This is a genomic window from Kocuria massiliensis, from assembly GCF_900169715.1.
Lineage (GTDB): Bacteria > Actinomycetota > Actinomycetes > Actinomycetales > Micrococcaceae > Rothia > Rothia massiliensis.
Map to the genome: position 1 here is coordinate 371,163 of NZ_LT835161.1, position 24,053 is coordinate 395,215.

The following is a 24,053-nucleotide window of genomic DNA, read 5'->3' on the forward strand; positions in this document are numbered from 1 at the left end:
GACGCTGCGGACGGCCGGTGGTGGGTCTCGGTTTCTTGCTCGATGCCGTGGGAACACGGTCCATGTGAGAGTGAGGCGTGAACTTTTGTTCAGAACGCTTGTGCGAAACAACATTTCCCGCCTATGCTATCCGCAAGTCTGTGGGGCGCCTCACGTTGAAGCTCGGAGGGTCGACCCGTGAGTGCCACACAGTGTTCGTCAATGGGGACCAACGTCGCGCCCCACGTAAAGGAGCACCTTATGTCTTCCACCGCCGGCACTTCGGCTCCTCCACAGATCGAGGGGCATTTCCTCGATCGCATCGGAATTCCTCAGGTCCTTAAATGGGGGTTCTTGGGGGTACTGCTCTTCATGACCGGCTTGGGAGTCGAGTCGAATATCTTGACTCCCCACTTGGTTGAGGTGCTCCACAGCAAGGAGAGCGCGGTCGCGGCCATCATCGCGTCGTACTCCTTGGCCGTGGCCGTCGGCAGTTATCTTTCGGGTGCGCTGTCCGACCTCATCGGCCCCAAGAAGGTCATGCTGATCGGCTTCCTCGTGTGGGCCGTCTTCCAGGTCGGCTTCATCCTGGCCATGGCCAGCGGCGTGTTCTGGCTCGTGGCAGTGACCTATTTCTTCCGTGGATTCGGCATGCCACTGTTCACGTTCTCCTTCCTCGTATGGGTCAACATCACGGCGCTGAAGTCGAAGGCCGGTACCGCCATTGGTTGGTTCTATGTGATGTTCACGGGTGGCCTGCCGACCCTCGGCTCTCTCGTGGCGATCGGTGCCATCCCGACCTTTGGCGGCGGAGTCGGCGGTGAGACCGGAGCAATCATCTTCTCGTGCGTCTTGAACGTCGCGGGCTTCCTGTTCGTGTGGTTCGGATGTCACGACGAGAAGGGTAAGCGCCGCATTGCCCCTGCCGATGAAAGCGCCTCGCAGGTCATCTTCTCCGGCCTGCGTCTGACGTTCACCAATACCAAGGTGCTCCAGGGATTCTTGGTTCGCTTGATCAACACCGCACCTGAGTTCGGGATGTTCATCGTGATGCCCGCCGTGATCAGCACGAGCCTCGGGTGGGGTCAGTCGCGCTGGTTGGCCATGACGGTGGCCGTCTATGCCGGCAATATCCTCTTCAACGCCTTCTTCGGAAACCTGGGTGACCGACTCGGCTGGGTTACCACGGTGCGGTGGTTTGGCGTCTTCTGCTCCGCGGTGTCACTGCTCGCGTGGTGGTACGTCCCCCACATGGTTCCCGCCGGATCCGGTTGGGGGTACATCCTCTCGGTGTGCGCCGGCGTGTGCTACGGCATCTTCCTGGCGGGCTTCGTGCCGATGGGCGCGATTATGCCGGCCAACGCCCCGCTTCACCGAGGAGCGGCCATGGCCATGTATACGACGGCGGCCGGTGGAGCGACCTTCCTCGGAACCGCCGTGGTCACGGTGGTTCTGAATATCACCGGGGCCATGGGGCTGAGCACCTTTGCTCAGAACTCCGCGGTGATTTGGACGTTCGTGGCTCTGTACGCTTGTGCCTTCGTGATGGTCGGTAATCTGCGCACCGAACAGGACGACCCCGAACACCGCCGCAAGATCAAGGAAGCGGATACGCAGGCCTTGGCAGTTCAGGCGGCCAATGAAAATCGGGTGACCATTCATCAGCCCGACGGCGAAACCCAAGGCGAGCGCCACTAACGGGTAGCTGAAGTTAACGAGCGACGGTCCCCGCATCTCCTTCTGAGGCGCGGGGACCGTCGTCATTGCTCACGAACCGTGGGTTCGATCAGGCCTGAAGAGCTTGCAAGATATGGGTGGCGGTGGCTTCATCCGTGACCAAGCGCCGGAAATACCGCATGGACGCCGCGCCAATGATGGACCAGCTCTTTTCCTCGCCTACGGCGACCGCCGTGGAGAACGGGATGGCCGAGAGGTCTTCCGTGGGAATGCGCACCGTTCGATCGGAGCCTGGAAAACTGAGCTCCTGGCCCCGGCGGTTGAAGAAGTGCAGGCACACATCGCCGATTGAATCCGTGAGGCTGTCCTTCGGAATCGACGAGGCGAGTGAGGTCCGACCGGTCGTGGGGGACCCGACGCCTACCAAGGCCCCCTTGGCCGTGCTCCAGAGGCGCTGAACCTCGGTGAAGGACTCGTCCTTTTGAAGCGCGCGGTAGATGCTTTGCGAAGGCACGGCGCTCGCAAAGAGTGGAGAGTATCGGCTGTCGGTGTTCTGGGCCAGCATGCGCACGATCTCATTGGTCTGGTGCCAGGCCTCAGGTTCGGAGACGCCGCCGACCGAGGGGACCAGGGTTACCCCGTTCATGCGGGAGAGGTTCATGTGCGCAATGCCGTAGAGGGCCATGCCGGACGAAACGACGAGGGCATCCCCCGAGGCGAGATGCATGTCGTCCAGGGCGCGCTGGACGGGAGGAAGCATGCCTTGGCCCATGGTCGCCGGCTGCATGCCCTTGGCGAGGTACACCTCTTCGAGCTGAAGGGCGGCGCGGAGTTGCTCGGCCAAGTCGGAGCGGCCTTCGGCATCGGGGTGAATCACGCGGATTTGGACCATTCCGATGGATCGAGCGTGCGACAACATGCGGCTGACCGTGGGTCGGGAGACTTTGAGCGCCTCCGCGATGGCGGACTGGCCGTTTCTCTCCTCGTAGTACATCCGTGCGACGGCGTAGAGGCGGTCGACGTCGTAGAGGTCCGGGGAAGAGGTATGGCGTTGGTCCATGGTGTGCTCGATCATAGGCGAATAGGGCCTGCTTATCGTATCTCGGATTCTTCTCGATGAACATATGTGCTTGACATATGTGCTGGGTGCTCGAAGAATGTGGTGTACGTGACAAACGCGCACGACACAAAGGAGTGACCATGAGCACCGCCCTGCCTACACAGATGCGAGCCGTCGTCTGTAATAAGCCGGAGGATTACACCCTAGAAACCCGCCCGGTTCCCGAACTCGGCCCAGACGACCTCATCATCAAGGTGGAGGCCGTCGGTGTCTGCGCTTCGGACCTGAAGTGCTACCACGGGGCTGCCAAGTTCTGGGGCGACGAGAACCGCCCGCAGTGGGCCCTCGAAAACACGATTCCCGGACACGAAATCACCGGAACCGTCGTCTCCGGCACCGACAAGGCCTTCAATTATCACGGCGTGCACGAAGGCGACCGGATTGTCGTCGAGCAGATCGTGCCGTGTGGTGAGTGCCGCTTCTGTGGTCGGGGCGAGTACTGGATGTGCGGACCGCACGACATGTTTGGCTTCCGCCATTTCGACGGCGGCATGGCCGAGTACATGTTGGTTCCCCAGCGTGCGCGCGTCCACCAGATTTCCCGGGACGTCAAGCCGCAGCACGCGGCTTTCGCCGAGCCGCTGGCCTGTTCCTTGCACGCGGTGGAGCGGGGCAATATCAAGTTTGAGGACGTCGTCGTGATCGCAGGAGCGGGCCCGATCGGCCTCGGCGCGATCATGGGCGTGCGAGAGAAGAATCCGCTGAAGATTGTCGCCCTCGACATGGACGACGACAAGTTGGCCCTCGCCAAGAAGTGTGGCGCGGACGTGACCATCAACATCAGGAATGAAGATGCGATCACGCTGGTCAAGGAGATGACCGACGGATACGGCGCAGACGTGTACATCGAGTGCACGGGTCACCCCTCCGCGGTCGGACAGGGCCTGAACATCCTCCGCAAGCTCGGCACGTACGTTGAATACTCCGTGTTCGGCCAGGACGTGAGCGTGGATTGGTCCATCATCTCCGACGACAAGGAGCTTAGCGTGCTGGGCGCCCACCTGGGGCCTTACACCTGGCCCAAGGCGATCAGCATGATCGAGTCCGGCAAGCTCCCGTTGGATGAGGTCTGCACGCACCAATTCCCGCTGGAGAAGTTCCAGGAGGCCCTCGACAGCGTCGCCGATTCGGCTGGCTCGTCGATCAAGGTCTCGATCATGCCGCAGTCCTAATCTGCGTTGCGTGGGCCGGGCCCTCGCCCGGCCCACGTTCCTTGACCCGCCCAACGCACGGGTCGCCCGCCCCACAGGCACACCGGGCCATCGCAACACCCGGACGACTCCCGAGGAGACCGCCCCATGACCAAGCTGTACAACGACCCCGCCGATTTTTGCGACGACCAGTTGGAAGGATTCGTCGACCTCTATTCGGACCGTCTCGCGCAGGTTCCGGGTGGGGTGATCTCCTTGCCGCCCAAGACGCCGCAGGTCGCGGTCATCGTCGGTGGCGGCTCGGGGCACTACCCCGCATTTGCCGGGTTGGTCGGTCCGGGCTTCGCCTCCGGTGCAGTGGTAGGAAACATTTTCACCTCGCCGTCGGCCGCTCACGTGTACTCCGTGGCCAAGGCCGCGGACCAGGGGAAGGGCGTCGTCCTGACCTTCGGTAATTACGCGGGCGACAACATGAACTTCGGCATCGCGGCAAAAATGCTTCAAGCCGAAGGAATCGATACCCGCATCGTTGTGGTCACGGACGACATCGCCTCGGCCCCGGAATTCGATCAGCGCCGCGGCATCGCGGGTGACTTCACGGTTTTCAAGGCTATGGGTGCAGCCGCCGCTGCCGGCAAGGACCTCGACGAGGTGGAGCGACTCGGCAATCTCACGAATCAACGGACCCGTACCTTGGGCGTGGCATTCGCCGGATGCACGATGCCCGGCGCCGATACCCCGCTCTTCGAGGTCAAGCATGGGCAGATGGGCGTCGGCCTCGGAATCCACGGGGAGCCCGGGATTCGTGACGAGGCGCGTCCCTCGGCTCAGGAACTCGGAAAGCTCCTGGTCAAGACGGTCTTAAAGGATGCACCGGAGAATCCCGGCGGCCGGATCGGCGTGATCGTCAACGGTCTGGGCACCACCAAATACGAAGAGCTGTTCCTGCTGTACCGCACGGTGGCTCCCATGCTCCGGGAGGCGGGTTACGAGATTGTCGACCCCGAGGTGGGCGAGCTGGTCACGAGTTTGGATATGGGCGGCGTCTCCTTGACGGTGCTGTGGCTCGATGACGAGCTCGAACCCCTGTGGACGGCCGACGCGTATGCCGCCGCCTATCGCAAGCAGAAAGCCCCGCTGGAGAGTATCGACAAAAACTACGAGGTGTCTGCCGCGGCGATCGACGAGGAGTCTCTCGTCGAGGCGAGCCCCGCGGCGCTGGACCTCGCGAAACGAGTCCGTCAGGCCTCGGCGCGGGTCGCCGATCTCATGCGTGAGCAGGAGACCTACCTGGGCGAGATCGATTCCTTCGCGGGCGACGGCGATCACGGCCGAGGCATGGTGCGAGGCAGCGAAGCGGCCCAAACCGCGATCGACGGCGCACCCGAGAAAGCCGGCCCCGCCGCGTTGCTTCGCATCGGGGGCCGAGCCTGGGCCATGCAGGCCGGAGGGACTTCGGGGGTTCTTTGGGGAGCGTCCCTGGAAGCCGCGGCCCAAAAGATTGACGACGCCGCCGAAGACTTTGCCCCGAAAGACCTGGTGCAGGCGGTGCGTACCTTCGCCGATTCCATGGTGACTCTGGGTGGTGCCAAGCTCGGGGACAAGACCCTGCTGGATGCCTTGCTTCCCTTCGCAGATGCCCTGGAAGCAGCGGACGGTTCGCTGTCCGAGGCATGGGCCGAAGCAACCCAGGCGGCGCAAAAGAGTGCCGAGGAGACTTCAGAACTTCGCCCCCAAAAGGGTCGCGCGCGGCCCCTGGCGGAAAAGTCGCTGGGCCACCCCGATCCCGGGGCCATCTCGATGGCGATGATTCTCGATCTCCTCGGAGAAAACCTGTAGGCAGGAGACCTCCGGCGCCCGCGCCACCGAGCTTTGCTTCGCCAGCGGGCCGTGAGCGTCGACTGAGCACGAAAGGCGGCCACCATGGTCACATTGAAAAACTCCACTCTGGACGAGGTTGAACGCATCGCCTCGGAACGCACCGCCGAGGGCAGCATATTTCGGGTGCCGAGCTATGACCGTGGGGAGCTGACGGCGGGCATTGTGCACTTCGGCGTCGGCGGTTTCCACCGGGCTCACCAGGCGCGATACCTCGATGAGCTCCTCACCCGTGGTGAAGCGAAGGACTACGCGATCTGCGGGATGGGGGTTCTTCCCCAGGACAAGCACATGCGAGACACACTGGCGGAACAGGATTACCTGTACACGCTCGTCGCCCGCTTCCCGGACGGGCACGAAGACATTCGGGTGATCGGTTCGATCGTCGACTACGTGTGGGCCCCAGAAGACCCGGCCGGTGCGGTCGAGTATCTGGCGGGGGAGAACATCAAGATTGTGTCGTTGACCGTGACCGAAGGCGGCTACAACTTCAACCAAGTCACACACGAGTACGACCTCGAGAACCCCCAGGTCGCCGCGGACCTCGCGGATCCGGAACACCCTCGCACGGTCTTCGGACTGGTGACGCAGGCGCTCAAGGTGCGACGGGAACGTGGCATCGCGCCGTTCACAGTCCGAAGTTGTGACAACATCCAGGCTAACGGCGATATGGCGCGCCGTGTCTTCACCGCTCATGCCCGCGCCGTGGATTCCGACTTGGCCTCGTGGATCGAGCAGCACGTCAGCTTCCCGAATTCCATGGTGGACCGCATCACCCCCGCGACGACCGATGATGACCGCCGGTACATCCGTGAGGAACTGGGCTATGAGGATGGCTGGCCCGTGGTCACTGAAGACTTCATCCAGTGGGTCATGGAGGACAACTTCGTCAATGGCCGCCCGCCCTACGAGGACGTCGAGGTTCAGATGGTGGACGACGTCGAGCCCTACGAAAAGTTGAAGCTCCGCATGCTCAACTCGTCCCACCAGGGGCTCTGCTATTTCGCCCACCTCGCGGGATATCACAAGGTCGATGAGGCCGTCTCGAATCCTCTGATTGCGGATTTTCTGCGCGCCTACATGAAAAACGAGGCCGAGCCGACCCTGGATCCGGTGGAAGGCATCGATGTCGAGGCCTACGCAGAAACCCTCATCCGCCGGTTCACCAACCGTTACGTCAAAGACACCGTGCCCCGGCTCTGCGCCGAGTCGTCGGACCGCATCCCCAAGTGGCTCGTTCCGGTCATCCAGGACAACCTGCGCGACGGGGGCAGCGTTCGGTACTCCGCCGCGATCGTCGCGAGTTGGGCTCGGTACGCGGAAGGCATCGACGAGAAGGGTCAAGGCATCACGATCGTCGACAACGCGGAAGAGTCTGTGCGCGCCGCGGCCCAGGACCAGCACGAGGACGACCTCGCGTTCCTGCGCAACCGCGACTTCTTCGGGGACATGGTGGAGCATGAAGAGTTCACGACGCCGTACCGGGAAACCCTGCGTTCCCTCCACGACGTCGGGAGCCTCAAGACATTGGAGAAACTGCTCGCCGAGTAGCATGAACACGTGATCCCGCCGGCTCGACGAGGAAGGTTCCGTGAGCACATTCGTACTGGGGGTGGACTCGTCCACCCAGTCCTGTAAGGCCCTGTTGGTCAACGCGGAGACCGGCGAGGTGGTCGATTCTTGGCGTGCCTCCCATCCCGAAGGCACCGAGGTCGATCCTCGCGAGTGGGCGCGGGCTTTACATGAGGCCACCGAGGATCTCCTGCCGCGAGCCGACGCCGTGTCGATCGCCGCACAACAGCACGGCATGGTGTTGCTGGATTCCGCGGGTGAGGTGGTTCGGCCGGCGTTGCTCTGGAACGACACCCGTTCGGCCGGTGCCGCCACCAGACTGACGGAACGTCTCGGCGGCCCCGAGGCTGCGGCCCGGCGTCTGGGGAGTGTTCCGGTCGCGTCATACACGGCGACCAAACTCCAGTGGGTACGCGACCACGAGCCGGAGAACGCCGCGAAGGCCTCCGCCGTCGTACTTCCGCATGACTATTTGACGTCGGTGCTCCACGAGAACGGCGAACTGTGGACCGATCACGGTGATGCATCGGGGACCGCGTACTACTCGACGGCCGAACGTCGATGGCTTCCCGACATCGCCGAACAGGCCATCGGCCACCCTGTGTCTTTACCCCAACTCGCAGAACCCGGGCAGTCGGTGGGGCGCACCAGAGGGGGAGCCGTCTTGGGCGCCGGAACCGGCGACAACATGGGCGCGGCCTTGGGGCTAAATCTGGAGCCGGGAGACGCCGTGTTGTCCATGGGGACCAGCGCGGTGGCCATGATGGTCAGCGAAACCTCGACTCACGACGCTTCCGGGCTGGTTTCGGGCTTTTGCGATGCCACGGGTCGCTATCTGCCGCTGGCGTGCACGCTCAATGGTGCTCCGGTCTTTGACCTGGGATGTCGCCTTCTGGGGGTGGACCACGATGAATTTTCCCGTCTGGCGCTTTCGGCGGATCCGGACCCTGAGGGGGCGATTTTCCTGCCGTATCTCAATGGCGAACGCACCCCGAATCTGCCTGAGGCCCGGGCGCAATTTGGCAGGCTACGCGGGGATCTGAGCCGACCGCAGATGGCCCGGGCTATGGTTGAGGGGCTGGCGTGTTCCGTCGTGGAAGCGATGGGGTACGTGACGGACCAGGTCGGACGGCAGCCGAGGCGGGTGTTGCTCATCGGTGGCGGGGCAAAGTCGGAGGCTTTCCGCCGCATCCTCGCCGATATCTTGCGGCGTCCCGTCGAGGTCCCAGCCGCGGAGGAATTTGTGGCCTTGGGCGCCGCGCGGCAGGCGGCGTGGGCGCTCGACGGCGGAAGCGAACCGCCCACCTGGGATTCGGCCGCGGCAACGACTCAAACGGTCGAACCGGAGGAAACCACGGAGGTTTTCCAGGCCTACCTCGACTTCCGCAACGCGACCTACCCGGAGCTTGCCCCGAAGGGCTAGCTCCGGGACAGAGTCATACGGTGGTATATCCGCCGTCGATGACCATGTTCGCGCCGGTGACCATCGCGGCGTCGTCGGACACAAGGTAGCCCACCATGGCGGCGACCTCTTCCGGGAGGGCGAAGCGACCGGCGGGAATCTGCTCTTTCGCGCGTTCGCCCTTCTCGCCGGCCCAAGCCTTTTTGCCGAGCGGCGTTTCGACGATGGTCGGCGACACGGCGTTGACCGTCACGCCGCGCGGGGCCCATTCCAGGGACATCACTTTGGTCATTCCCAGGATTCCGGCTTTCGACGCCGAGTAGGCCACGTGCTGGTCCAAACCGACAACGGCACCCTGGGAGGCCAAGTTGACGATGCGCCCCCAACCGGCCTCGACCATCACGGAACCCGCGGCCTGAGCCATGTAGAACGAACCGCTGAGGTTGATGTCGATGGTCCGCTGCCAGTCTTCCGCGGAAAGGTCACTGGCGGGGCCGAGGAAGACCACGCCGGCGGAATTGACCAGGATGTCCGGCGTTCCCAGCGAGCGGACGACGTCGTCCACCACGGAACGGGCGGCCTTCGGGTCGGTCAGATCCGCGCGATGGGCTGTATGGCCTTCGCCGGGCCACGCCGCGACGGCGTCGTCCAGCCCCGCCGCGATATCCACACCCGCGATGCGTGCCCCGCCGCGATATCCACACCCGCGATGCGTGCCCCGCGCTCGGCGAGGTGGTGGGCAATGGCGGCGCCAATGCCGCTTGCCGCACCGGTGACGATGGCGATGCGCCCTTGGTGAGTCTGTTCCATGATATTTCTCCTCAGGATCGGGCTACTCGTGGGGAGTAGCCGTGGATGAAGCACCGATACCAGCGAGGTGGTGGGTGATGATTGCCGTGGCCTCGTACAGGCTTCGGTAGTCCTCGTACAACGCGTCGTACAGCGGAATATCGCGGGGTTCGATGACTTTGGCGACGGGATTCCAGGTGTCCAATTCGGAGGCCGCGTCCAGGGCCTGAGCGACCATGAAGGCATTTCCATACGAGGCACCGACCGAGTGGCGGTGGATGCGCTGTGGCCGACCCGTCACATCGGAAACGATCTGGGGCCAGAGATCCGAGCCCACGCCGCCTCCCGCGCAGGTGATGGTGTCGATCTGGGCCCCTGCCTGCTCCATGACGTCGATATTGTGCCGAACGGCGAAGGCCGTTGCCTCGAGCAGGGAACGGTAGATGTGTCCGCGCGTATGATCCAAGGTCAGCCCGGCCATCACGCCCCTGGCGTCCGGGTCTTGAATCGGTGTCCGCTCGCCCGCGAAATAGGGGAGGGTCAGCAGCCCTTCGGAACCGGGCGATATCTGCTCGGCCTCGGCGATAAGCTCCGCGAAATCGTTCGCGCCGGTCATGTTCTTAAACCATTGCGTGAGCGCGCCGGACGTGGCCAAACCGCCGGCCAAGTTGCGAGTTCCTTCGCGCGTGCCGGTGGTGCCCCACATTGAGGCGTGGCGGAGTCGCTCGGGCGAATTCGCGATCAGGAAGAGCGTGGTCCCGTACATCAGGAACAGTTCGTTGGCGGAGGTCGCCCCCACGGATTCCTGCTCGGACCACGCGTCGATACTTCCGAAGATCACGGGGATTCCGGCCTCAAGCTCGGGCAACTCGTCGGTGGGCCGCGTCTGTCCGCAGATCTCGTTGCTCCAGCCCAGTCGCGGCAGCTCGAGCCCGTCGGCGAACCGACGCGTCGTCTCGTGGGCCCACTGGCAGTTCTCCGGGTCGTAGAACGGGGTGCATTGACTGGCCGAGTGCCGGTCCAGGACGTATTCCCCCGTGAGATGCCGAATAATCCAGCTGGAGGGCATGTAAAATCGCACCCCCTCGCCGAAGGCCTCCGGGTGCCTCTTGGCGAACCACAGGAGTTTGGGTCCGGCCGCTTGCGAGGTTAGTGGAGAATCGTAGGTCCGCAGGATCGACGACGACCCGAGCTCTTCGGTGAGCTCGTCGATTTCGGCACGAGCCCTGTAGTCCACGCCGTAGAGGGCCGCCGGCGCCAGCGGTTCATCGGAAAGAGTGGTCACTCCGACGCAGGGGCCCATCCCAGAAACCCCGATGCCCGTTATTCGTACTCCCGCGCCGCCCACGAGCTCAGCGTAGAGTTCACGGAATTCACGCCACCACGTGGTCATATCCATCTGCACGACGCCGTGGGGAAGGCGCTCGACCTCGTGAGTGAGGCTCCGAGTCGCCGCGACGGATCCGTCGGGCCTGACGAGCACCGCCTTGGTGCTGGAGGTTCCGACGTCGAGACCGAAAAAAGCGTGATCTGTCATATATTCCATAGTGACGCACGACCTTCACGTCGGGCTAGGTCGGCACGCTAATCGACAGGTCCGTGTCCCCGAATCCAGTCCGAATCGTAATGGTCGGGGTCTTGACCGCGGTCCTGGTTCCTGCGGCGTTCCGCATAGTCGGTTTTGCGGAGAATGGCGTCGTCCTCATCGGGAGTCGTCCATAGCCTCAGGGCGACGAGTCCAGCGGAAAGGCTCGCCATGAGCAGGAGGAGAAAGCCGAGCTCGGACCAAATCAGCACATGGGTGCGGATGTGGACGCTGTCTTCGCCGCTAAGCCACCCGGGGATCAGGTAACTGATGACGAAAAAGACGACGCTGATCAGCAACATTCCGATCGGGATCCAAAACCACCGGGCCCCGGGGCGTCGGTGGGGCCGCCCACCGGGCTCACGGAAGGCCGGCAACAAGCGCCACCAAACGGAGACGAGTCCTGCCGCGCCCACGAGGACCGGCGCGATCCCAATGAGCGCCCACCTCGAATGTCCCGAGGCGGCGAGCCCAAAGAAGAGGAGGATCCCTAATAGCCCGGCGGCCAGGGAGAGGCCGGCGGCCATGCGCCGGTACGCGGAGGGGCGGTCTCCCGGGTTTCGGGAAAAGCCGGAGGCTTTCTCGGGGGACGAATCGCGGAATGAGCCTGAGCCGTCATGGTCCGAGGCGCGTATGCCGTACGCGGGGTGGTCCTCCAAAGGGTCGTGGGGTCGCGTCGGGTTGACGTTGCTCAAACCGGGCCTCCCTCCGAGGTTTGTGAGGTGCGGGGAATTTCGGCGCACCGTGGGGGCGGCGAACTGTGGTGCCGTGCCTCTATGGTAGGCCGCGCCGTCGGCCCGAGTCACTGACGATACCGATCGTCACAGGCCCATTTCCCAGACAAATTTCAGATCTGGTGCACGAAATACTCAGATCAATTAGTTACTGTTGCTATGCAAAGCCCGGGGGATCTGAGGAAGTGCGAGCCGCAGATCCCCCGGGCATTGTGTTGCCCGGGGCGGAATCTGACGACTCGTCTTACCCGATCCACGCGTTCATGTGTCGGAGGAAATCGGGATCCGTGAAGCTCGACGTCGCAAAGTGAGCGGCTGGCGCTTCGTCGGCGGGGTCACTCAGGGTGATCACGCGGGTTCCCGCAGCTACCGCCGCCGCGGCTCCCGGCCCCGAATCTTCGAAGGTGAGGGCGCGCTCGGGGGTTGCCTTGAGGGTGTTGATAGCGGCCAGGTACATATCCGGTGCCGGCTTGCCATGTGCGACGTCGTCCGACGACACCCACGTTGTGAGATACGGCTTGTAGCCGGCCACGTCCAGCTTGATGTCGAGGATCTCCCGCGAAGAATTTGAGGCCACAGCCACGGGGACGACCTCCGCGAAGGCGCGGACGAGGTCCATGGCGCCCGGGATGAGGTCGACGCCGCGAGCAATGCGTTCGCGGTCGAGCTCGCTCAGGCGATCCAAAATTTCACGGCTTCGTCCGGCGAGTTCCTCCTCGGACGTGCCGCTCGGTAGTTCTTCTCGCGCCAGGCCCTCGGCGATGACGGTGGCCGGCATGGCGGTCATCTTGTCGGCCATGAGATGAGGGTCGCCTATGCCCAAGTCGTGACTCACTCGGGCGACTGTTTCGCCCCATGACCGCTCGGTATCCATGAGAACTCCATCACAGTCAAAGACCACCGCTGTTGGGGTCCAATCGGGGGAAAAGGTGGACGGGCTCAGCGGTGCTGACCAGGAAAGAAACGTCATGAATCCCATCATGGCAGGCCGCAGAACGTCGCGCGAAGTGCCGCATTCATGACATGTCACGACGCGGCGGGGGCGTGCAGGGGAAGCGGCATCCGGAATCATTTAGGTCATTTTTTCTTGTCCTAATTACCTCACGGGCGTGGTATGTTGAGGCTTGCCTTACAAACTCTGCATGTGCGGGATGAGTAGGCCAAACATCATTCGCGCGGGCTCTGGACTCGTATTCAGCGGTCTTGTCCCCGACCAAGAGGAGTAACGACACCATGGTTTCCCTTTCACGTGGCACCTTCCTGAAGGCCGCCGCGGCCTCAGCCGCAGCGCTTGCGCTCGCCAGCTGCTCGACCGGCTCGAAGGACGACTCTTCATCGGGTGGCAATGGTGCCTCCGCCGAGTCTGGTGCATTCCCCGTGACTCTTCAGTCCCCGTTCGGCGAGACCAAGATCGAGTCTGAGCCCAAGAAGGTCGTGGGCGTCGGTTGGATCAACGCCGAAATCATTCTGTCCCTGGGCGTCGTCCCTATCGGCTCGGGCTATGTGAACTGGGGCGAAAACAAGAACCACTCGACCGACTGGTTTGATGCGAAGGTCAAGGACCTCGGTGGAGAATTGCCGAAGCGCTTCCCTGAGACCGATGGCATTAACTTTGAAGAAATCGCCAAACTGTCCCCGGACCTGATCGTCTCCGCGGTTGGAACCATGGATCAAGAGACCTTCAATAAGCTCAAGGACATCGCCCCGGTCGTCGTTTACGGCAAGGACCACCAAGACGGCTGGACCGTGCCGTGGCAGGACTCGACGCGCACCATCGGTAAGGCGCTCGGCCGCAGCAAGGCCGCCGACGACCTCGTCCAGAAGGTCGAGGGCAAGCTCAAGGACGCGGCATCGAAGTACAGCCAGCTCAAGGACGCGACGTTCGTGGCCTCCAACCTGTCCGTTGCTGAGGCGCAGCCCTCCATCAGCGTGTATGCCCAAGGCGATGGACGCGTGAACTTCCTCGAGTCGTTGGGTATGAAGCTCGCCGACTCCGTCAAGTCCCTCAAGACCGATACCTTCTACGGCACCTGGTCCAATGAGCGCGCCTCCGAGCTGACCTCGGACATGCTCTACTCCTGGGTCGACTCCGAAGAGAGCATCAACAAGATCAAGTCCAACGCCGTCCTCAAGCAGATCCCCGCGATTGCCAAGGACGCCGCCGTCCTCGACGCGGACCAGAAGGAAGCCCTCGGCATGGGCAATTCGCCCATCGGCATCGAGTGGCTCCTGGATAACACCGAGTTCGTGAAGAAGATCGCCGACGCCGTCACCAACGGTAAGAAGTAGGCACAGGCTCTTCATGTCCACAGCCGTCGATACCCGTCGACATCAAGCGCCGGTCAAGGCAGGATCCCGCCAGGGAACTGTCTTGGTCGGCGTCTTGGCACTCCTCATCCTGACCGTTCTGGGCTCGTTGTTATTGGGCTCGAACATGATCTCGCCTGCTGCTGCCCTTCGCGGGCTGGCCCACCCCGGTTCCGGGTCTCCGGAATCTGTGATTATGTCGGGCCGTATTCTGCGGACGGTCATCGGTGTGGTCATCGGCGCAAGCCTTGCAGCGGCCGGTGCGGCGATGCAGGGCGTCACCCGTAACCCTCTGGGCGACCCCGCCATCCTCGGGATTAACGCCGGGTGTTCGTGTTTCGTGGTGATCGGCATCGCGTGGGTTGGGGCCTCGGGTGCCCCGGCCTATGCCGCTTGGGCTTTGATCGGCGCGGCTGTGGCAGCCGTCGCGGTGTATTCCATTGCCAGCATGGGCCGAGGAGGAGCAACTCCCATCAAGCTCGCCTTGGTCGGTGCGGCATTCAGCGCCGGGGCCATGTCGATTACGAACGCTTTGATCTTGCAGGGGCAGAAGACCCTCGACGAATTCCGTCGCTGGCAGATCGGCTCCTTGTCTCGCTCCTCCTTCGAGGATCTGCTGAGCCTGTCGCCCGTGATCGTCGTCGGACTCCTTTTGACCGTCGGACTTGCCTCATCCATGAATAACTTCGCCCTCGGGGACGACATGGCTAAATCGCTCGGGGAAAAGGTGGCCCTCAAGCGCTTCGTGATCTTCGTGGGGATCGCCGCCCTGTGCGCCGCGAGCGTGGCGCTCGCGGGCCCCATCGCCTTCCTCGGGCTCATGATTCCTCACGCGGTGCGGTCTCTGACTGGCCCGGATTACCGGTGGATCCTGCCACTGAGCGTCGTGGCCGGTCCGACGATTCTCCTCGTGGCCGACGTCGTGGGCCGTGTTCTCCTGCCGCCGACCGAAGTCGAGGTGGGAGTCACGATGGCCATCGTGGGCGTGCCGACCTTCATCTACCTGATTCGCTCCCGGAAGGCGGTCAATCTATGAGCACCGCGATTGCAGAACGAACCACGACTCCCGCTCGGTCGAAGAACCCAGCGGTCGACGTCCGAGCGCTTCGACACCAGAGGAAACTTCGCTCTCGTCTCGTGATTCCAGTCTTGGCTGTGGCGTTGGTGCTCGCCATCGGAATCCGCGTGCTCTTGGGTAGCTATAGCGTGACGATCCCAGATTTCTTCTCGATCCTGATGGGCCACACGATCCCCGGAGCCGGAGGCGCCCGCTTCATCGTTCTCCAGGAAAAACTGCCGCATGCGGTTTTGGGCGCCCTCGCGGGCCTGGCCTTTGGTTGCGCCGGTGCGATCTTTCAATTGCTCTTGCGTAACCCTCTAGCCAGCCCGGACATCATCGGCATCAACGCGTCCTCGAGCCTCGGGGCGGTCGCGGCCCTCGCCTTCTTTGGCGCGTCGAGCACCGGAATGGCCGTCGGTGGATTGCTCGGGGCGGTGGCATGCGCGGTCGTCATCTTCGGGCTCTCGGTTGGCCGGGACGGGCTCGTCGGCAACCGCTTTGTGTTGATCGGTTTGGGGGTCGCTGTGCTCGCGATCGCCTTGGCGAACTATCTCCTGTCCAGAATCAATATTTATCAGGCTGCCGACGCCGCGATCTGGCTGACCGGATCGCTCGGTTCCGCCAACTGGTCGAGGATCACGATGCTCGCCGTCGTTCTCCTGATTCTCCTTCCCCTGAGCGCCATCTTGACCCGGAACCTCCATGCGATGGAGGTCGGTGACGAATTGGCCAGGGGGCTCGGTGTTCCCGTAGCCGCCACGCGATGGGTGTACATCGGGCTCGCCGTGGTCATGGTTGCCTTTGCCGTGGCCGTGACCGGGCCCATCACGTTCGTTGCGTTCGTGTCAGGGCCGATCGCCCGCAAGCTCATCGGCGGCCGGCATTCGCTCGTGGCCTCCGCACTGATCGGCGCGATCATCGTCGTACTGGCCGACTTTGCCGCCGCCGAATTGATCCCCGGCGGGCGTTTACCGGTCGGCGTCGTGACAGGCGTCGTCGGCGCACCCATTCTGCTGTGGCTCGTCGCTTCGGCCAATAAGGAAAGGTCTTGATTTCCATGGCTCAATCCACTGTCGCCGCCGGGGAAGGTCTCCGGCTGTGCGCGGAATCCCTCACCCTGAACTATGGCGGCCGCAATATCGTGGAAAACCTCGACTTTGAGGTGCCGCAGGGGCGCGTGACATCGATCATCGGTCCCAACGGTTGCGGTAAGTCCACGGTGCTCCGAGGGTTTTCACGTTTATTGAAGCCCGCTTCTGGTCGCGTACACCTGGACGGCAAAGACCTCGCCCGGTATGGCTCACGGGAATTTGCCCGACGGGTGGGCCTCCTGCCGCAGGACCCGGTGGCGCCGGAAGGCATCACGGTGGTCGATCTGGTGTCACGTGGTCGCTACCCGTACCAAGGAATGTTCTCCAAGGCTTCTCGCGAAGACGACGACGCCGTCGCCTGGGCGCTGGAAGCCACGCACACCGATCACCTGGCGTCCTGCCAGGTGGCAGAGCTTTCTGGGGGCCAGCGTCAGCGCGTCTGGATCGCCATGGCTCTTGCTCAAGAGACCGACGTCTTGCTCCTCGACGAGCCGACCACCTACCTCGACCTAGCGCATCAGGTCGAGCTCCTGGATCTCGTTGTTGAACTTAACCGCACGCGTGGAACGACGATGGTCCTGGTGTTGCACGAGCTCAATCTCGCGGCTCGGTGTGCAGACTATCTGGTGGCCATGAAGGACGGCGCCATCGCCTTGGCGGGGGATCCCCGGGACGTCATCACCCGCGACCATCTGGCGGACGTTTTCGGCTTGGACGCGCTGGTCAGCACCGACGACGCCGGATCACCCGTGGTGGTGCCGGTACCACGAAAGGAATTCGTATGAGCGCGATCCCGATGGAACTCTTTGAGGCGCGTGTGACCGGGAAGGAGCGCCTGAGCCGCGACTTCGTCCGGGTGCGTCTAGCCTCGGAGCAATTGACGCGGCTGGCTTCGCCCGCGGGCAATGGCGAACCCCAGGTCCTGGACGCGTACCTTAAACTCTTCATTCCCCATCCCGATCTGGAGGGGCCGGTGCGGGTCGAGCTCAACGAGACCTGGCGCCAAAAGTGGTTCGCCGCCGAACCGCACGAACGTGGAGGGTGGATCCGGACGTATACCCTGCGCGATGCCCGCCCGTGGATCTCGCCGGAGGGCCGTGAAGGGGTCGAAATCGATATCGACTTCGTCCTGCACGAACCCGAGGGCTCCTGTGAGGACGAGACGATGGGACCGGGAGCGTCGTGGGCGGACAACGCCCAGGTCGGCGACCCTCTGACGTTTATTGGTCCGTCCCGGGAGGGGCAACTGTGGACCATGTGGAACCCGTCAAAGGCGAGCAACGTAGTGGCCTGCGCCGACGAAACCGCGATCCCTGCGGCATTGTCAGTGCTGCGGTTCCTACCCGAGGGGTCACATTCGATTTTCCTGATGGAGCTTCCGAGCGGCAACGAGAGCCTGATTGAATCCGCGAAGCCGTTGATTGAGGCCGCCTCGAAGCATTCCGAGGTTGAAGTGCACTGGCTCCAGCGTGACGACGGCGTCCAACGCGGTAAGCTCACCCTCCAGGCGTTGAGGGAGGCTTTTGGCTTGGACCCCAAGGAAGAAGACGCCGACAGCCCCTTGGGCGTACGGTTGCCTGCCGACGAGTTCGTGTGGGGCACCAGCGAGCAGCCCGGCGAAACGTATGTCTATCTCGCGGGGGAGGCCTCGGTGGTTCGAGCCTCACGACGCGTCTGCGTCAACGAAGCGGGCGTCGATAAGGCGAGCATTTCCTTCATGGGGTATTGGAAAGCTGGCCACGCGGAATCCTGACACATCCGCGCGTCTCGAGAGTTTAACGTTATTGCCCCGTCCTGACGTGCGATATTAGCCTCAAGGTAGGCCTCCGCCGTCTGCGGTGTGCCGTTCCCCTGAAGAGCGCGAATGTGGTGAGTGATGTCTGCAGAGTCGGTTCCTGAAACGAGTCAGAGTCCGGAGCGTGGCCCCATCAGGTTCGTCGCGTTGGGGGACTCCTTCACGGAAGGGGTAGGGGACCCGGACCCGACGCGCCCCAATGGCGTTCGTGGCTGGGCGGACCGTGTGGCGGAGCAGCTCACCTTGCGATTCCCCAACACGACGTATGCCAATCTGGCGATTCGTGGCCGCACCATGGAACCGATTCTGGACGAGCAGATTGAGCCCGCGCTCGCCTTGGAACCCACCCTGGTCAGCATTTATGCCGGGGGTAACGACATCCTGCGCCCCAGCCTCGACATCGACGAGATGATGGTCCATTACGAGGACGCGATTACTCGATTGCGTTCCAGTGGCGCCCACGTCTTTTCCTTCACGGGATTTGATGCGAAGAACTTTTACGGCGTCTTTAGAAGCACTCGTGGGCGCGCTGCCATTTACAACGAGCTGTTGCGGGAGATTGCTGATCGTCACGGGGTGATCTTGGTGGACTACTGGCGCATGAGCAAAGAATTCTCCGATCCGCGTTTGTGGTCGGTAGATCGTTTGCACATGAATTCTTTGGGGCACCGCAAGCTCGCGGGGAAGGTCCTCGAGACGCTGGACGTGACCCCCGTCGTGGATCTGGGCTTGGAGACGTTACCGCAGTTGCGTCACGTCTCTCGGGTCGAGACCACCCGGGCCAACGTGGATTGGGTTCGCGAGTTCGCCCTCCCGTGGGTGGGCCGACGCCTGCGGGGGACGTCGTCGGGCGATGGAATGCAGCCTCGATATCCGGAATTGCAAACGCTCGAAGTGACCGAATCGCGCGAATCCACGACCGTCGATTCCGGTGATTAAGGCCATGTTCACCGGCTGACAGGTTGCTTAAGGGCCCGTAATTCCATAGTATTTAACGCTGTCGTAGTGGTGAGTCCACCTCTCGGCACCGAAGAAAGCTTCACCGTTATCCCGCGGCGGGGGCGACACCTGAAAATCTCACGCAGGCGTCTGCTCCACACTCAGGCCCGGCGAATAACCCGGTGCTCTAAGTAGGTGACGGAGCGCTCGGAATGCCCGCCTTCGTACGGGCAACAACTGCGCACCGTCATTTTGTCAACATTGGAGGAGAAACTATGGCAGCCGTCTGCCAGGTGACCGGAGCTGTTCCCGGCTTTGGACACAGCATTTCGCACTCGCACCGCCGCACCAAGCGCCGGTTCGACCCGAACATTCAAAAGAAGCGCTACTGGGTCCCGTCCCTTCGCCGCAACGTCACCTTGAACGTGTCCGCTAAGGGCATCAAGGTCATCGACGCTCGTGGCATCGACGCGGTCGTAGCGGACATCCTTGCACGCGGGGAGAAGATTTAAGCATGGCATCGAATACCAAGGACGTTCGTCCGATCATCAAGCTGAAGTCAACTGCCGGCACCGGTTACACCTACGTGACCCGCAAGAACCGTCGCAATAACCCGGATCGCCTGGTCATGAAGAAGTACGACCCGGTCGTCCGCAAGCACGTCGATTTCCGAGAGGAGCGCTAAGAGCAATGGCCAAGAAGTCCAAGATCGCTCGCAACGAGCAGCGCAAGGTCATCGTTGAGCGCTACGCGGAAAAGCGTGCCGCCCTCAAGAAGACCCTTGTTGATGAGAACGCTACTCCGGAGGAGCGCGAAGAGGCCCGTTTGGGTCTCCAGAAGCTTCCCCGCAACGCGTCGCCCATCCGTGTCCGTAACCGCGACCAGATCGATGGTCGTCCCCGCGGCACGTTCCAGAAGTTCGGTATTTCCCGTGTTCGCTTCCGCCAGATGGCGCACCGTGGCGAATTGCCGGGAATTACCAAGTCCAGCTGGTAATTTTTCGGGTGTAGGCCGGTATAGTCGGCTTGAGCCAAGAAAATTCAAGTCTCAGGAGGGACACAGATATGGCTAAGAACCGTAGCGAACTCGTTGCAGAGGTTGCCGAGAAGTCCGGCATGAGCCAGGCCGCCGTGAATGGCGTTTTGGATGCCGTCTTCCAGGTGTTTGAATCCTCGGTTTCCAAGGGCGAGAAGATCACTATCCCCGGTTGGCTCTCGGTCGAGCGCACCGACCGTGCCGCTCGCACCGGTCGTAACCCGCAGACCGGCGAAGCCATCAAGATTCCCGCCGGTCACGGCGTGAAGCTGAGCGCCGGTTCCAAGCTGAAGGCAGCTGTCGCCAAGAAGTAGTCCTCCGAGACTGCTGAGCTTCAAAGGCCCCGTATCCCTCATGGGATGCGGGGCCTTTGCCATGCCGTGAGCCGAACGATGCGTCTCCATTCACGGGGTGCCCTCGCGAAGCATAGGTCACTGCCAACGCCCGACGGCGTGCCGAATCCGTTGGTAGACTGACGCCGGAGTGACCGCGACGTCGTGGCCCCTCACAATCGCTCGTCATCACAGAAGAATCGCAGGGGGTGGATCATCGTGACACATCAACGTGCTCCGAGATCCCGGCTGTCACTTCTGAGACGAGGCTGGCTGGTGGCCACGATTGCAACCTTCACCGGTGTGGCGTCCCACGTCCTCGCGATGGGGCACGCGCCGGGAATCGTCTTGATTCTCGTGTGTTGGGCTCTGTCGGGCATGTTGTCGGTTCTTGCCGCCGCTTTGCGGGGCTCGGCACTGTCGACGGCGCTCGGAGTCCTGGTCACCCAAGGCGTCCTGCATTTCCTCTTCGCCCAGGCGGGCCAAGGCGTGGTGATGGCTCCCTCCGGGGGAGGGTCGGCCATGATGATGCACCAGCACATGTCCCACGGATCCGGCTCGATGTCGGTCACGGGCATGGCCCACGGCGACGTGATGTCGCCGGCCATGATTCTGACGCACTCGCTCGCGGCTGTCCTGACGTACGTGGCGATTCGGCGTGGGGATGAGGCTGTCGTCATTCTTCGGCGGGCCGTGCACCTTGGCCTGCAATGGCTCGCGCCTCTGCCGCCGCGCCGCGTGGAGATCGCTCGTGCGCCCCGGCCACTGCTGTGTGGCGCGCCGTTGCGCGTGCGAATCCAGAGTTTCTTCCCTGGCCCCACCTCGCCACGGGGACCGCCCGCTCTCTCCGCTTTCGCTTAAACATTCAATACTCCGGAATCCGCTCTGGGACACCTGCCCGCGGACCGGAGAATCCAGCGATGAAAGAGAGAGCCAGTCATGGCTATATCGACTCAGACGAAACTGAGAACACACCATAAGAAGCCGCGCAGTATTGCCGCCGTCATAGCGACCGTGTTTATGGCATGCGCCGTCCTGTTCATGGGTGGAACGGCCGCCCAAGCCCACGACCAATTGGTCGGCACCGACCCGCAGCAGGATGCAACGGTCGAAACCGCACCGGATCACGTGACGCTCACCTATTCCGGTGAAATTACCCAAGTCCAAAACGGTAACAAGGTCATCGTGACCGATTCGCACGGAAAAACCGTGAGCACGGGCGACCCCACGGTCAATGGCCGTGAGGTCACTCAGAAGATCAAGTCCGACGCCACGGATGAAACCTACAAGGTTGCGTGGCGCGTCGTTTCGCAGGATGGCCACCCCATCGAGGGGGCCTTCAACTTCACGGTGGGCAAGGGCGGATCCGGCGATGCGTCGTCGTCCAGCGCCGGTGCCTCCAATGAGGCCAGCCCGAACGCTTCTTCCGGTTCCTCGGATTCCGAAGCTTCCAACTCGGGAGTCCCGCTGTGGGTGAGCGGTGTCATTGGCGCCATCATCGCCCTCGGCATTGTGGCCATTGTCGCGCTTCTTCTGGCGCGGAACCGAGCACGGAAAAACGACGAACAGAACGGACGGAAGTAACCCATCATGAAGAATTCACGACACCTCTTGGCGCCCGTCGTCGTTTTGGCGGCCGCAACCCTGACCCTCACGGCATGTGGTGGGGCGCAGGAAGCCTCTCAGAACTCGTCGAGCTCAAGCTCGGCTTCGGCCTCCTCCTCGGACACGGGGCTGAAGATCGAGCAGCCGTGGGCCAAAGCTGCAAAGACCGGTATGACGGCCGTGTTCGGCAAGTTGACCAACACGACCGACCACGACATCGTCATCTCCTCGGCGACCACGAACGCATCGGACGAGGTTCAGCTCCACGAGACCGTGATCGACCCGAAAACGGGTGGGTCGTCGATGCAGGAGAAGAAGGACGGTTTCACGCTCAAGCCAGGGGAGACGAAAGAGCTCAAGCCGGGCGGTGACCACATCATGTTGATGAAGCTCAAGTGTTCCCTGCTCGCCGGAGACAGCCTTAAGGTCACGCTCAACGTGAAGGACGGTCAGTCCGTGGTCATGGACGCACCGATTCGTGACTACACGGGGGCAAAGGAAAACTACGACCCCTCTCAGGGATCCGACTCGTCCGAGCACAGCATGGATCACGGTTCGTCGCACAACATGGACCACGGATCCGGAGACGACATGTCCTCCATGAGCTCGGGGGAGAGCGAACTGCCGAGCTGCTCGTCGTAGGGGCAGGTCACATGTCCAACGATCAGAATGAGACGGCTCGACGGCGTTCGCTGTTTAGTCGAAGAAATCTGCTGATCGGGGGCGCCACCGCGTCCGCGGGTGCCGTTGCCGGGGTGGGCATTGAGCTCGCCCATCGCGGCGGCACCTCCGGAAACAACGCCGGGAGCGACGGTCATGAGGGTAACCCTCAGGCCGTCGCGTCCGGCGACGCGCCCCTGGCCTCGTCCCGAGTGACCTTCGGTGGAAAACGACAGGCCGGTGTTGCGACGCCGGCCCCGGCTTTTGGGAACTTCATCGGGTTGCGCCTTCGACCCTCCGTGGGCGCATCGGATATCAAGCGTCTGCTTCGAATCCTCAGCGAAGACGCACGGGAATTGATGTCGGGACGTGCCCCGATCAACGACCAAGAACCGGAGCTGGCCGCGATCAGTGCCAACCTGACGATCACGCTTGGTTTCGGGGAACGGATCTTCGACGTCGTCAATCCGGGTGCCAAGCCGTCGTGGCTCAAGCCGTTGCCGGCCTTCGAAAAGATCGACAAACTCTCCGACGAGTGGGGAGCCGCCGATCTTCTCCTGCAACTGTGTTGCGATGACAAGGTCACGTTGGCCCATGCTCAGCGCATGTTGTTGAAAGAAACCCGCAGCTTCGGGACCGTCCATTGGGTGCAGGATGGCTTTCGCAATTCGGCGGGATCTCTGAAAAAGGGAACCACGATGCGGAATCTGTTCGGGCAGGTGGATGGAACCATCAACCCGACCACCGAGGACTCCAGCATGGACGACGTCGTGTACGGGAATATGGACGGGCTCAAGCCGTGGGTCGACGGCGGCACCTCACTCGTCCTTCGCCGGATTCACATGAATGTTGACACCTGGGACGAAGTCGATGTTCCGGGGCGTGAGGACGCCATCGGGAGGAAACTGTCGAATGGGGCACCGTTGACGGGTCAGAAAGAAACCGATCCTGCCGATCTTTCAGCCACAACCCCCATCGGGTTTCCGGTGATCGCGGATTACGCCCACATTCGGCGGGCCACCGCTCAGGCTCCGCACGAGAAAATATTGAGACGACCGTACAATTATGATTTGCCGGTTTCTCATGCATCTGGCCTAGCGAAGGCCGGATCGAGCACCGGTGGAGTCAGCCAAACGGGCCTCATCTTCGCCTCGTATCAAGCCGATCCCATCAAACAGTTCGTGCCTATCCAGCAGCGACTGGCCGAACTGGACATGCTCAATACCTGGACCGTTCCGATTGGGTCCGCCGTTTTCGCAATTCCTCCGGGATGCGAGGACGATGGGTTCGTCGGAGATTTCCTGTTCAAGGAATGATCCAGGCCGTCCTCCCTCCCTGGCCG

25 protein-coding genes are annotated in these 24,053 nt (G+C 62.6%); 19 read left to right on the forward strand and 6 right to left on the reverse strand.

The genetic code is table 11. The annotated features are described in order from the left end of the window. Positions 1-240 precede the first annotated feature (240 nt). A complete protein-coding gene (locus tag B9Y51_RS05915) occupies positions 241-1,677 on the forward strand; it encodes an RbtT/DalT/CsbX family MFS transporter (protein WP_085529134.1) in 1,437 nt (478 codons plus the stop codon). An 88-nt stretch (positions 1,678-1,765) separates the two neighbouring features. Here the strand turns inward: B9Y51_RS05915 and B9Y51_RS05920 are convergent, their stop codons facing one another. After that, positions 1,766-2,731, reverse strand: a complete 966-nt coding sequence (locus B9Y51_RS05920; RefSeq protein ID WP_085529135.1) for a sugar-binding transcriptional regulator — start codon at positions 2,729-2,731, stop codon at positions 1,766-1,768. A 125-nt stretch (positions 2,732-2,856) separates the two neighbouring features. Between B9Y51_RS05920 and B9Y51_RS05925 the strand changes: the two genes are divergently transcribed. The 4 genes from B9Y51_RS05925 (at position 2,857) to xylB (ending at position 8,800) form a co-directional block, all read left to right on the forward strand. Beyond that, positions 2,857-3,948 (forward strand): zinc-binding dehydrogenase, encoded by a 1,092-nt coding sequence (locus tag B9Y51_RS05925; RefSeq protein WP_085529136.1) that lies wholly within the window; start codon positions 2,857-2,859, stop codon positions 3,946-3,948. 126 nt (positions 3,949-4,074) lie between these two features. Further along, complete coding sequence (locus tag B9Y51_RS05930) at positions 4,075-5,766, forward strand: dihydroxyacetone kinase family protein (RefSeq protein ID WP_085529137.1); 1,692 nt, start codon at positions 4,075-4,077, stop codon at positions 5,764-5,766. Between the two features lie 84 nt (positions 5,767-5,850). After that, entirely contained in the window at positions 5,851-7,356 is a 1,506-nt protein-coding gene (locus B9Y51_RS05935; RefSeq protein WP_085529138.1) for a mannitol dehydrogenase family protein, read from the forward strand. Positions 7,357-7,396: 40 nt separating this feature from the next. After that, positions 7,397-8,800, forward strand: a complete 1,404-nt coding sequence (gene xylB / locus B9Y51_RS05940) for a xylulokinase (RefSeq protein WP_085529139.1) — start codon at positions 7,397-7,399, stop codon at positions 8,798-8,800. 13 nt (positions 8,801-8,813) lie between these two features. On the opposite strand, the gene B9Y51_RS05945 is transcribed toward xylB, so the two are convergent. The 5 genes from B9Y51_RS05945 to B9Y51_RS05960 form a co-directional block, all read right to left on the reverse strand. Then, positions 8,814-9,449 carry a GolD/DthD family dehydrogenase gene (locus tag B9Y51_RS05945; RefSeq protein WP_281252079.1) on the reverse strand — a complete coding sequence of 212 codons (636 nt, stop codon included), beginning with the start codon at positions 9,447-9,449 and terminating at the stop codon, positions 8,814-8,816. Continuing rightward, positions 9,371-9,589 carry an SDR family NAD(P)-dependent oxidoreductase gene (locus tag B9Y51_RS11415; protein WP_281252080.1) on the reverse strand — a complete coding sequence of 73 codons (219 nt, stop codon included), beginning with the start codon at positions 9,587-9,589 and terminating at the stop codon, positions 9,371-9,373. The genes B9Y51_RS05945 and B9Y51_RS11415 overlap by 79 nt, the downstream gene beginning before the upstream one ends. 22 nt (positions 9,590-9,611) lie before the next feature. Further along, positions 9,612-11,105, reverse strand: a complete 1,494-nt coding sequence (locus tag B9Y51_RS05950) for an FGGY-family carbohydrate kinase (RefSeq protein ID WP_085529140.1) — start codon at positions 11,103-11,105, stop codon at positions 9,612-9,614. Between the two features lie 47 nt (positions 11,106-11,152). Further along, positions 11,153-11,848, reverse strand: coding sequence for a DUF2905 domain-containing protein (locus B9Y51_RS05955; RefSeq protein WP_085529141.1), 696 nt, complete (start codon positions 11,846-11,848; stop codon positions 11,153-11,155). A gap of 283 nt (positions 11,849-12,131) precedes the next feature. Further along, positions 12,132-12,959 carry an HAD-IA family hydrolase gene (locus B9Y51_RS05960; RefSeq protein WP_085529142.1) on the reverse strand — a complete coding sequence of 276 codons (828 nt, stop codon included), beginning with the start codon at positions 12,957-12,959 and terminating at the stop codon, positions 12,132-12,134. A gap of 161 nt (positions 12,960-13,120) precedes the next feature. Between B9Y51_RS05960 and B9Y51_RS05965 the strand changes: the two genes are divergently transcribed. The 14 genes from B9Y51_RS05965 (at position 13,121) to B9Y51_RS06030 (ending at position 24,027) form a co-directional block, all read left to right on the forward strand. Beyond that, a complete protein-coding gene (locus B9Y51_RS05965; RefSeq protein ID WP_085529143.1) occupies positions 13,121-14,176 on the forward strand; it encodes an ABC transporter substrate-binding protein in 1,056 nt (351 codons plus the stop codon). A gap of 13 nt (positions 14,177-14,189) precedes the next feature. After that, positions 14,190-15,230, forward strand: coding sequence for a FecCD family ABC transporter permease (locus B9Y51_RS05970; RefSeq protein WP_085529144.1), 1,041 nt, complete (start codon positions 14,190-14,192; stop codon positions 15,228-15,230). Then, positions 15,227-16,306: a FecCD family ABC transporter permease gene (locus B9Y51_RS05975; RefSeq protein WP_085529145.1), complete on the forward strand. Its 1,080-nt coding sequence runs from the start codon at positions 15,227-15,229 to the stop codon at positions 16,304-16,306. Before B9Y51_RS05970 ends, B9Y51_RS05975 begins: the two co-directional genes overlap by 4 nt. Before the next feature lie 5 nt (positions 16,307-16,311). After that, complete coding sequence (locus B9Y51_RS05980; RefSeq protein ID WP_085529693.1) at positions 16,312-17,130, forward strand: ABC transporter ATP-binding protein; 819 nt, start codon at positions 16,312-16,314, stop codon at positions 17,128-17,130. Continuing rightward, on the forward strand, positions 17,127-18,098 hold the full coding sequence (locus tag B9Y51_RS05985) for a siderophore-interacting protein (protein ID WP_085529146.1): 972 nt from the start codon (positions 17,127-17,129) through the stop codon (positions 18,096-18,098). The genes B9Y51_RS05980 and B9Y51_RS05985 overlap by 4 nt, the downstream gene beginning before the upstream one ends. A gap of 123 nt (positions 18,099-18,221) precedes the next feature. Continuing rightward, positions 18,222-19,079, forward strand: coding sequence for an SGNH/GDSL hydrolase family protein (locus B9Y51_RS05990; RefSeq protein ID WP_048683819.1), 858 nt, complete (start codon positions 18,222-18,224; stop codon positions 19,077-19,079). Positions 19,080-19,354: 275 nt separating this feature from the next. Continuing rightward, positions 19,355-19,591, forward strand: coding sequence for a 50S ribosomal protein L28 (gene rpmB / locus B9Y51_RS05995; protein ID WP_030015329.1), 237 nt, complete (start codon positions 19,355-19,357; stop codon positions 19,589-19,591). Between the two features lie 2 nt (positions 19,592-19,593). Further along, on the forward strand, positions 19,594-19,764 hold the full coding sequence (gene rpmG / locus B9Y51_RS06000) for a 50S ribosomal protein L33 (protein ID WP_030015328.1): 171 nt from the start codon (positions 19,594-19,596) through the stop codon (positions 19,762-19,764). Between the two features lie 5 nt (positions 19,765-19,769). Next, positions 19,770-20,075: a 30S ribosomal protein S14 gene (gene rpsN / locus B9Y51_RS06005; RefSeq protein ID WP_048683817.1), complete on the forward strand. Its 306-nt coding sequence runs from the start codon at positions 19,770-19,772 to the stop codon at positions 20,073-20,075. 68 nt (positions 20,076-20,143) lie between these two features. Further along, positions 20,144-20,428, forward strand: a complete 285-nt coding sequence (locus B9Y51_RS06010) for an HU family DNA-binding protein (protein WP_030015324.1) — start codon at positions 20,144-20,146, stop codon at positions 20,426-20,428. A 294-nt stretch (positions 20,429-20,722) separates the two neighbouring features. Then, on the forward strand, positions 20,723-21,307 hold the full coding sequence (locus B9Y51_RS06015) for a hypothetical protein (RefSeq protein WP_048683813.1): 585 nt from the start codon (positions 20,723-20,725) through the stop codon (positions 21,305-21,307). 78 nt (positions 21,308-21,385) lie between these two features. After that, entirely contained in the window at positions 21,386-22,030 is a 645-nt protein-coding gene (locus B9Y51_RS06020; protein ID WP_048683809.1) for a copper resistance CopC family protein, read from the forward strand. Between the two features lie 6 nt (positions 22,031-22,036). Then, positions 22,037-22,693, forward strand: a complete 657-nt coding sequence (locus B9Y51_RS06025; protein WP_085529147.1) for a copper chaperone PCu(A)C — start codon at positions 22,037-22,039, stop codon at positions 22,691-22,693. A gap of 11 nt (positions 22,694-22,704) precedes the next feature. Then, on the forward strand, positions 22,705-24,027 hold the full coding sequence (locus B9Y51_RS06030) for a Dyp-type peroxidase (protein ID WP_143468012.1): 1,323 nt from the start codon (positions 22,705-22,707) through the stop codon (positions 24,025-24,027). Positions 24,028-24,053 lie beyond the last annotated feature (26 nt).

Excerpts from the sequence above, each read along its gene's own strand:
- B9Y51_RS05915 (WP_085529134.1), top strand. The coding sequence starts at position 241 with ATGTCTTCCACCGCCGGCACTTCGGCTCCTCCACAGATCGAGGGGCAT.
- B9Y51_RS05920 (WP_085529135.1), bottom strand. The coding sequence starts at position 2,731 with ATGATCGAGCACACCATGGACCAACGCCATACCTCTTCCCCGGACCTC.
- B9Y51_RS05925 (WP_085529136.1), top strand. The coding sequence starts at position 2,857 with ATGAGCACCGCCCTGCCTACACAGATGCGAGCCGTCGTCTGTAATAAG.
- B9Y51_RS05930 (WP_085529137.1), top strand. The coding sequence starts at position 4,075 with ATGACCAAGCTGTACAACGACCCCGCCGATTTTTGCGACGACCAGTTG.
- B9Y51_RS05935 (WP_085529138.1), top strand. The coding sequence starts at position 5,851 with ATGGTCACATTGAAAAACTCCACTCTGGACGAGGTTGAACGCATCGCC.
- B9Y51_RS11415 (WP_281252080.1), bottom strand. The coding sequence starts at position 9,589 with ATGGAACAGACTCACCAAGGGCGCATCGCCATCGTCACCGGTGCGGCA.
- B9Y51_RS05950 (WP_085529140.1), bottom strand. The coding sequence starts at position 11,105 with ATGACAGATCACGCTTTTTTCGGTCTCGACGTCGGAACCTCCAGCACC.
- B9Y51_RS05960 (WP_085529142.1), bottom strand. The coding sequence starts at position 12,959 with ATGATTCCGGATGCCGCTTCCCCTGCACGCCCCCGCCGCGTCGTGACA.
- B9Y51_RS05965 (WP_085529143.1), top strand. The coding sequence starts at position 13,121 with ATGGTTTCCCTTTCACGTGGCACCTTCCTGAAGGCCGCCGCGGCCTCA.
- B9Y51_RS05970 (WP_085529144.1), top strand. The coding sequence starts at position 14,190 with ATGTCCACAGCCGTCGATACCCGTCGACATCAAGCGCCGGTCAAGGCA.
- B9Y51_RS05975 (WP_085529145.1), top strand. The coding sequence starts at position 15,227 with ATGAGCACCGCGATTGCAGAACGAACCACGACTCCCGCTCGGTCGAAG.
- B9Y51_RS05980 (WP_085529693.1), top strand. The coding sequence starts at position 16,312 with ATGGCTCAATCCACTGTCGCCGCCGGGGAAGGTCTCCGGCTGTGCGCG.
- B9Y51_RS05985 (WP_085529146.1), top strand. The coding sequence starts at position 17,127 with ATGAGCGCGATCCCGATGGAACTCTTTGAGGCGCGTGTGACCGGGAAG.
- B9Y51_RS05990 (WP_048683819.1), top strand. The coding sequence starts at position 18,222 with ATGTCTGCAGAGTCGGTTCCTGAAACGAGTCAGAGTCCGGAGCGTGGC.
- rpmB (WP_030015329.1), top strand. The coding sequence starts at position 19,355 with ATGGCAGCCGTCTGCCAGGTGACCGGAGCTGTTCCCGGCTTTGGACAC.
- rpmG (WP_030015328.1), top strand. The coding sequence starts at position 19,594 with ATGGCATCGAATACCAAGGACGTTCGTCCGATCATCAAGCTGAAGTCA.
- rpsN (WP_048683817.1), top strand. The coding sequence starts at position 19,770 with ATGGCCAAGAAGTCCAAGATCGCTCGCAACGAGCAGCGCAAGGTCATC.
- B9Y51_RS06010 (WP_030015324.1), top strand. The coding sequence starts at position 20,144 with ATGGCTAAGAACCGTAGCGAACTCGTTGCAGAGGTTGCCGAGAAGTCC.
- B9Y51_RS06020 (WP_048683809.1), top strand. The coding sequence starts at position 21,386 with ATGGCTATATCGACTCAGACGAAACTGAGAACACACCATAAGAAGCCG.
- B9Y51_RS06025 (WP_085529147.1), top strand. The coding sequence starts at position 22,037 with ATGAAGAATTCACGACACCTCTTGGCGCCCGTCGTCGTTTTGGCGGCC.
- B9Y51_RS06030 (WP_143468012.1), top strand. The coding sequence starts at position 22,705 with ATGTCCAACGATCAGAATGAGACGGCTCGACGGCGTTCGCTGTTTAGT.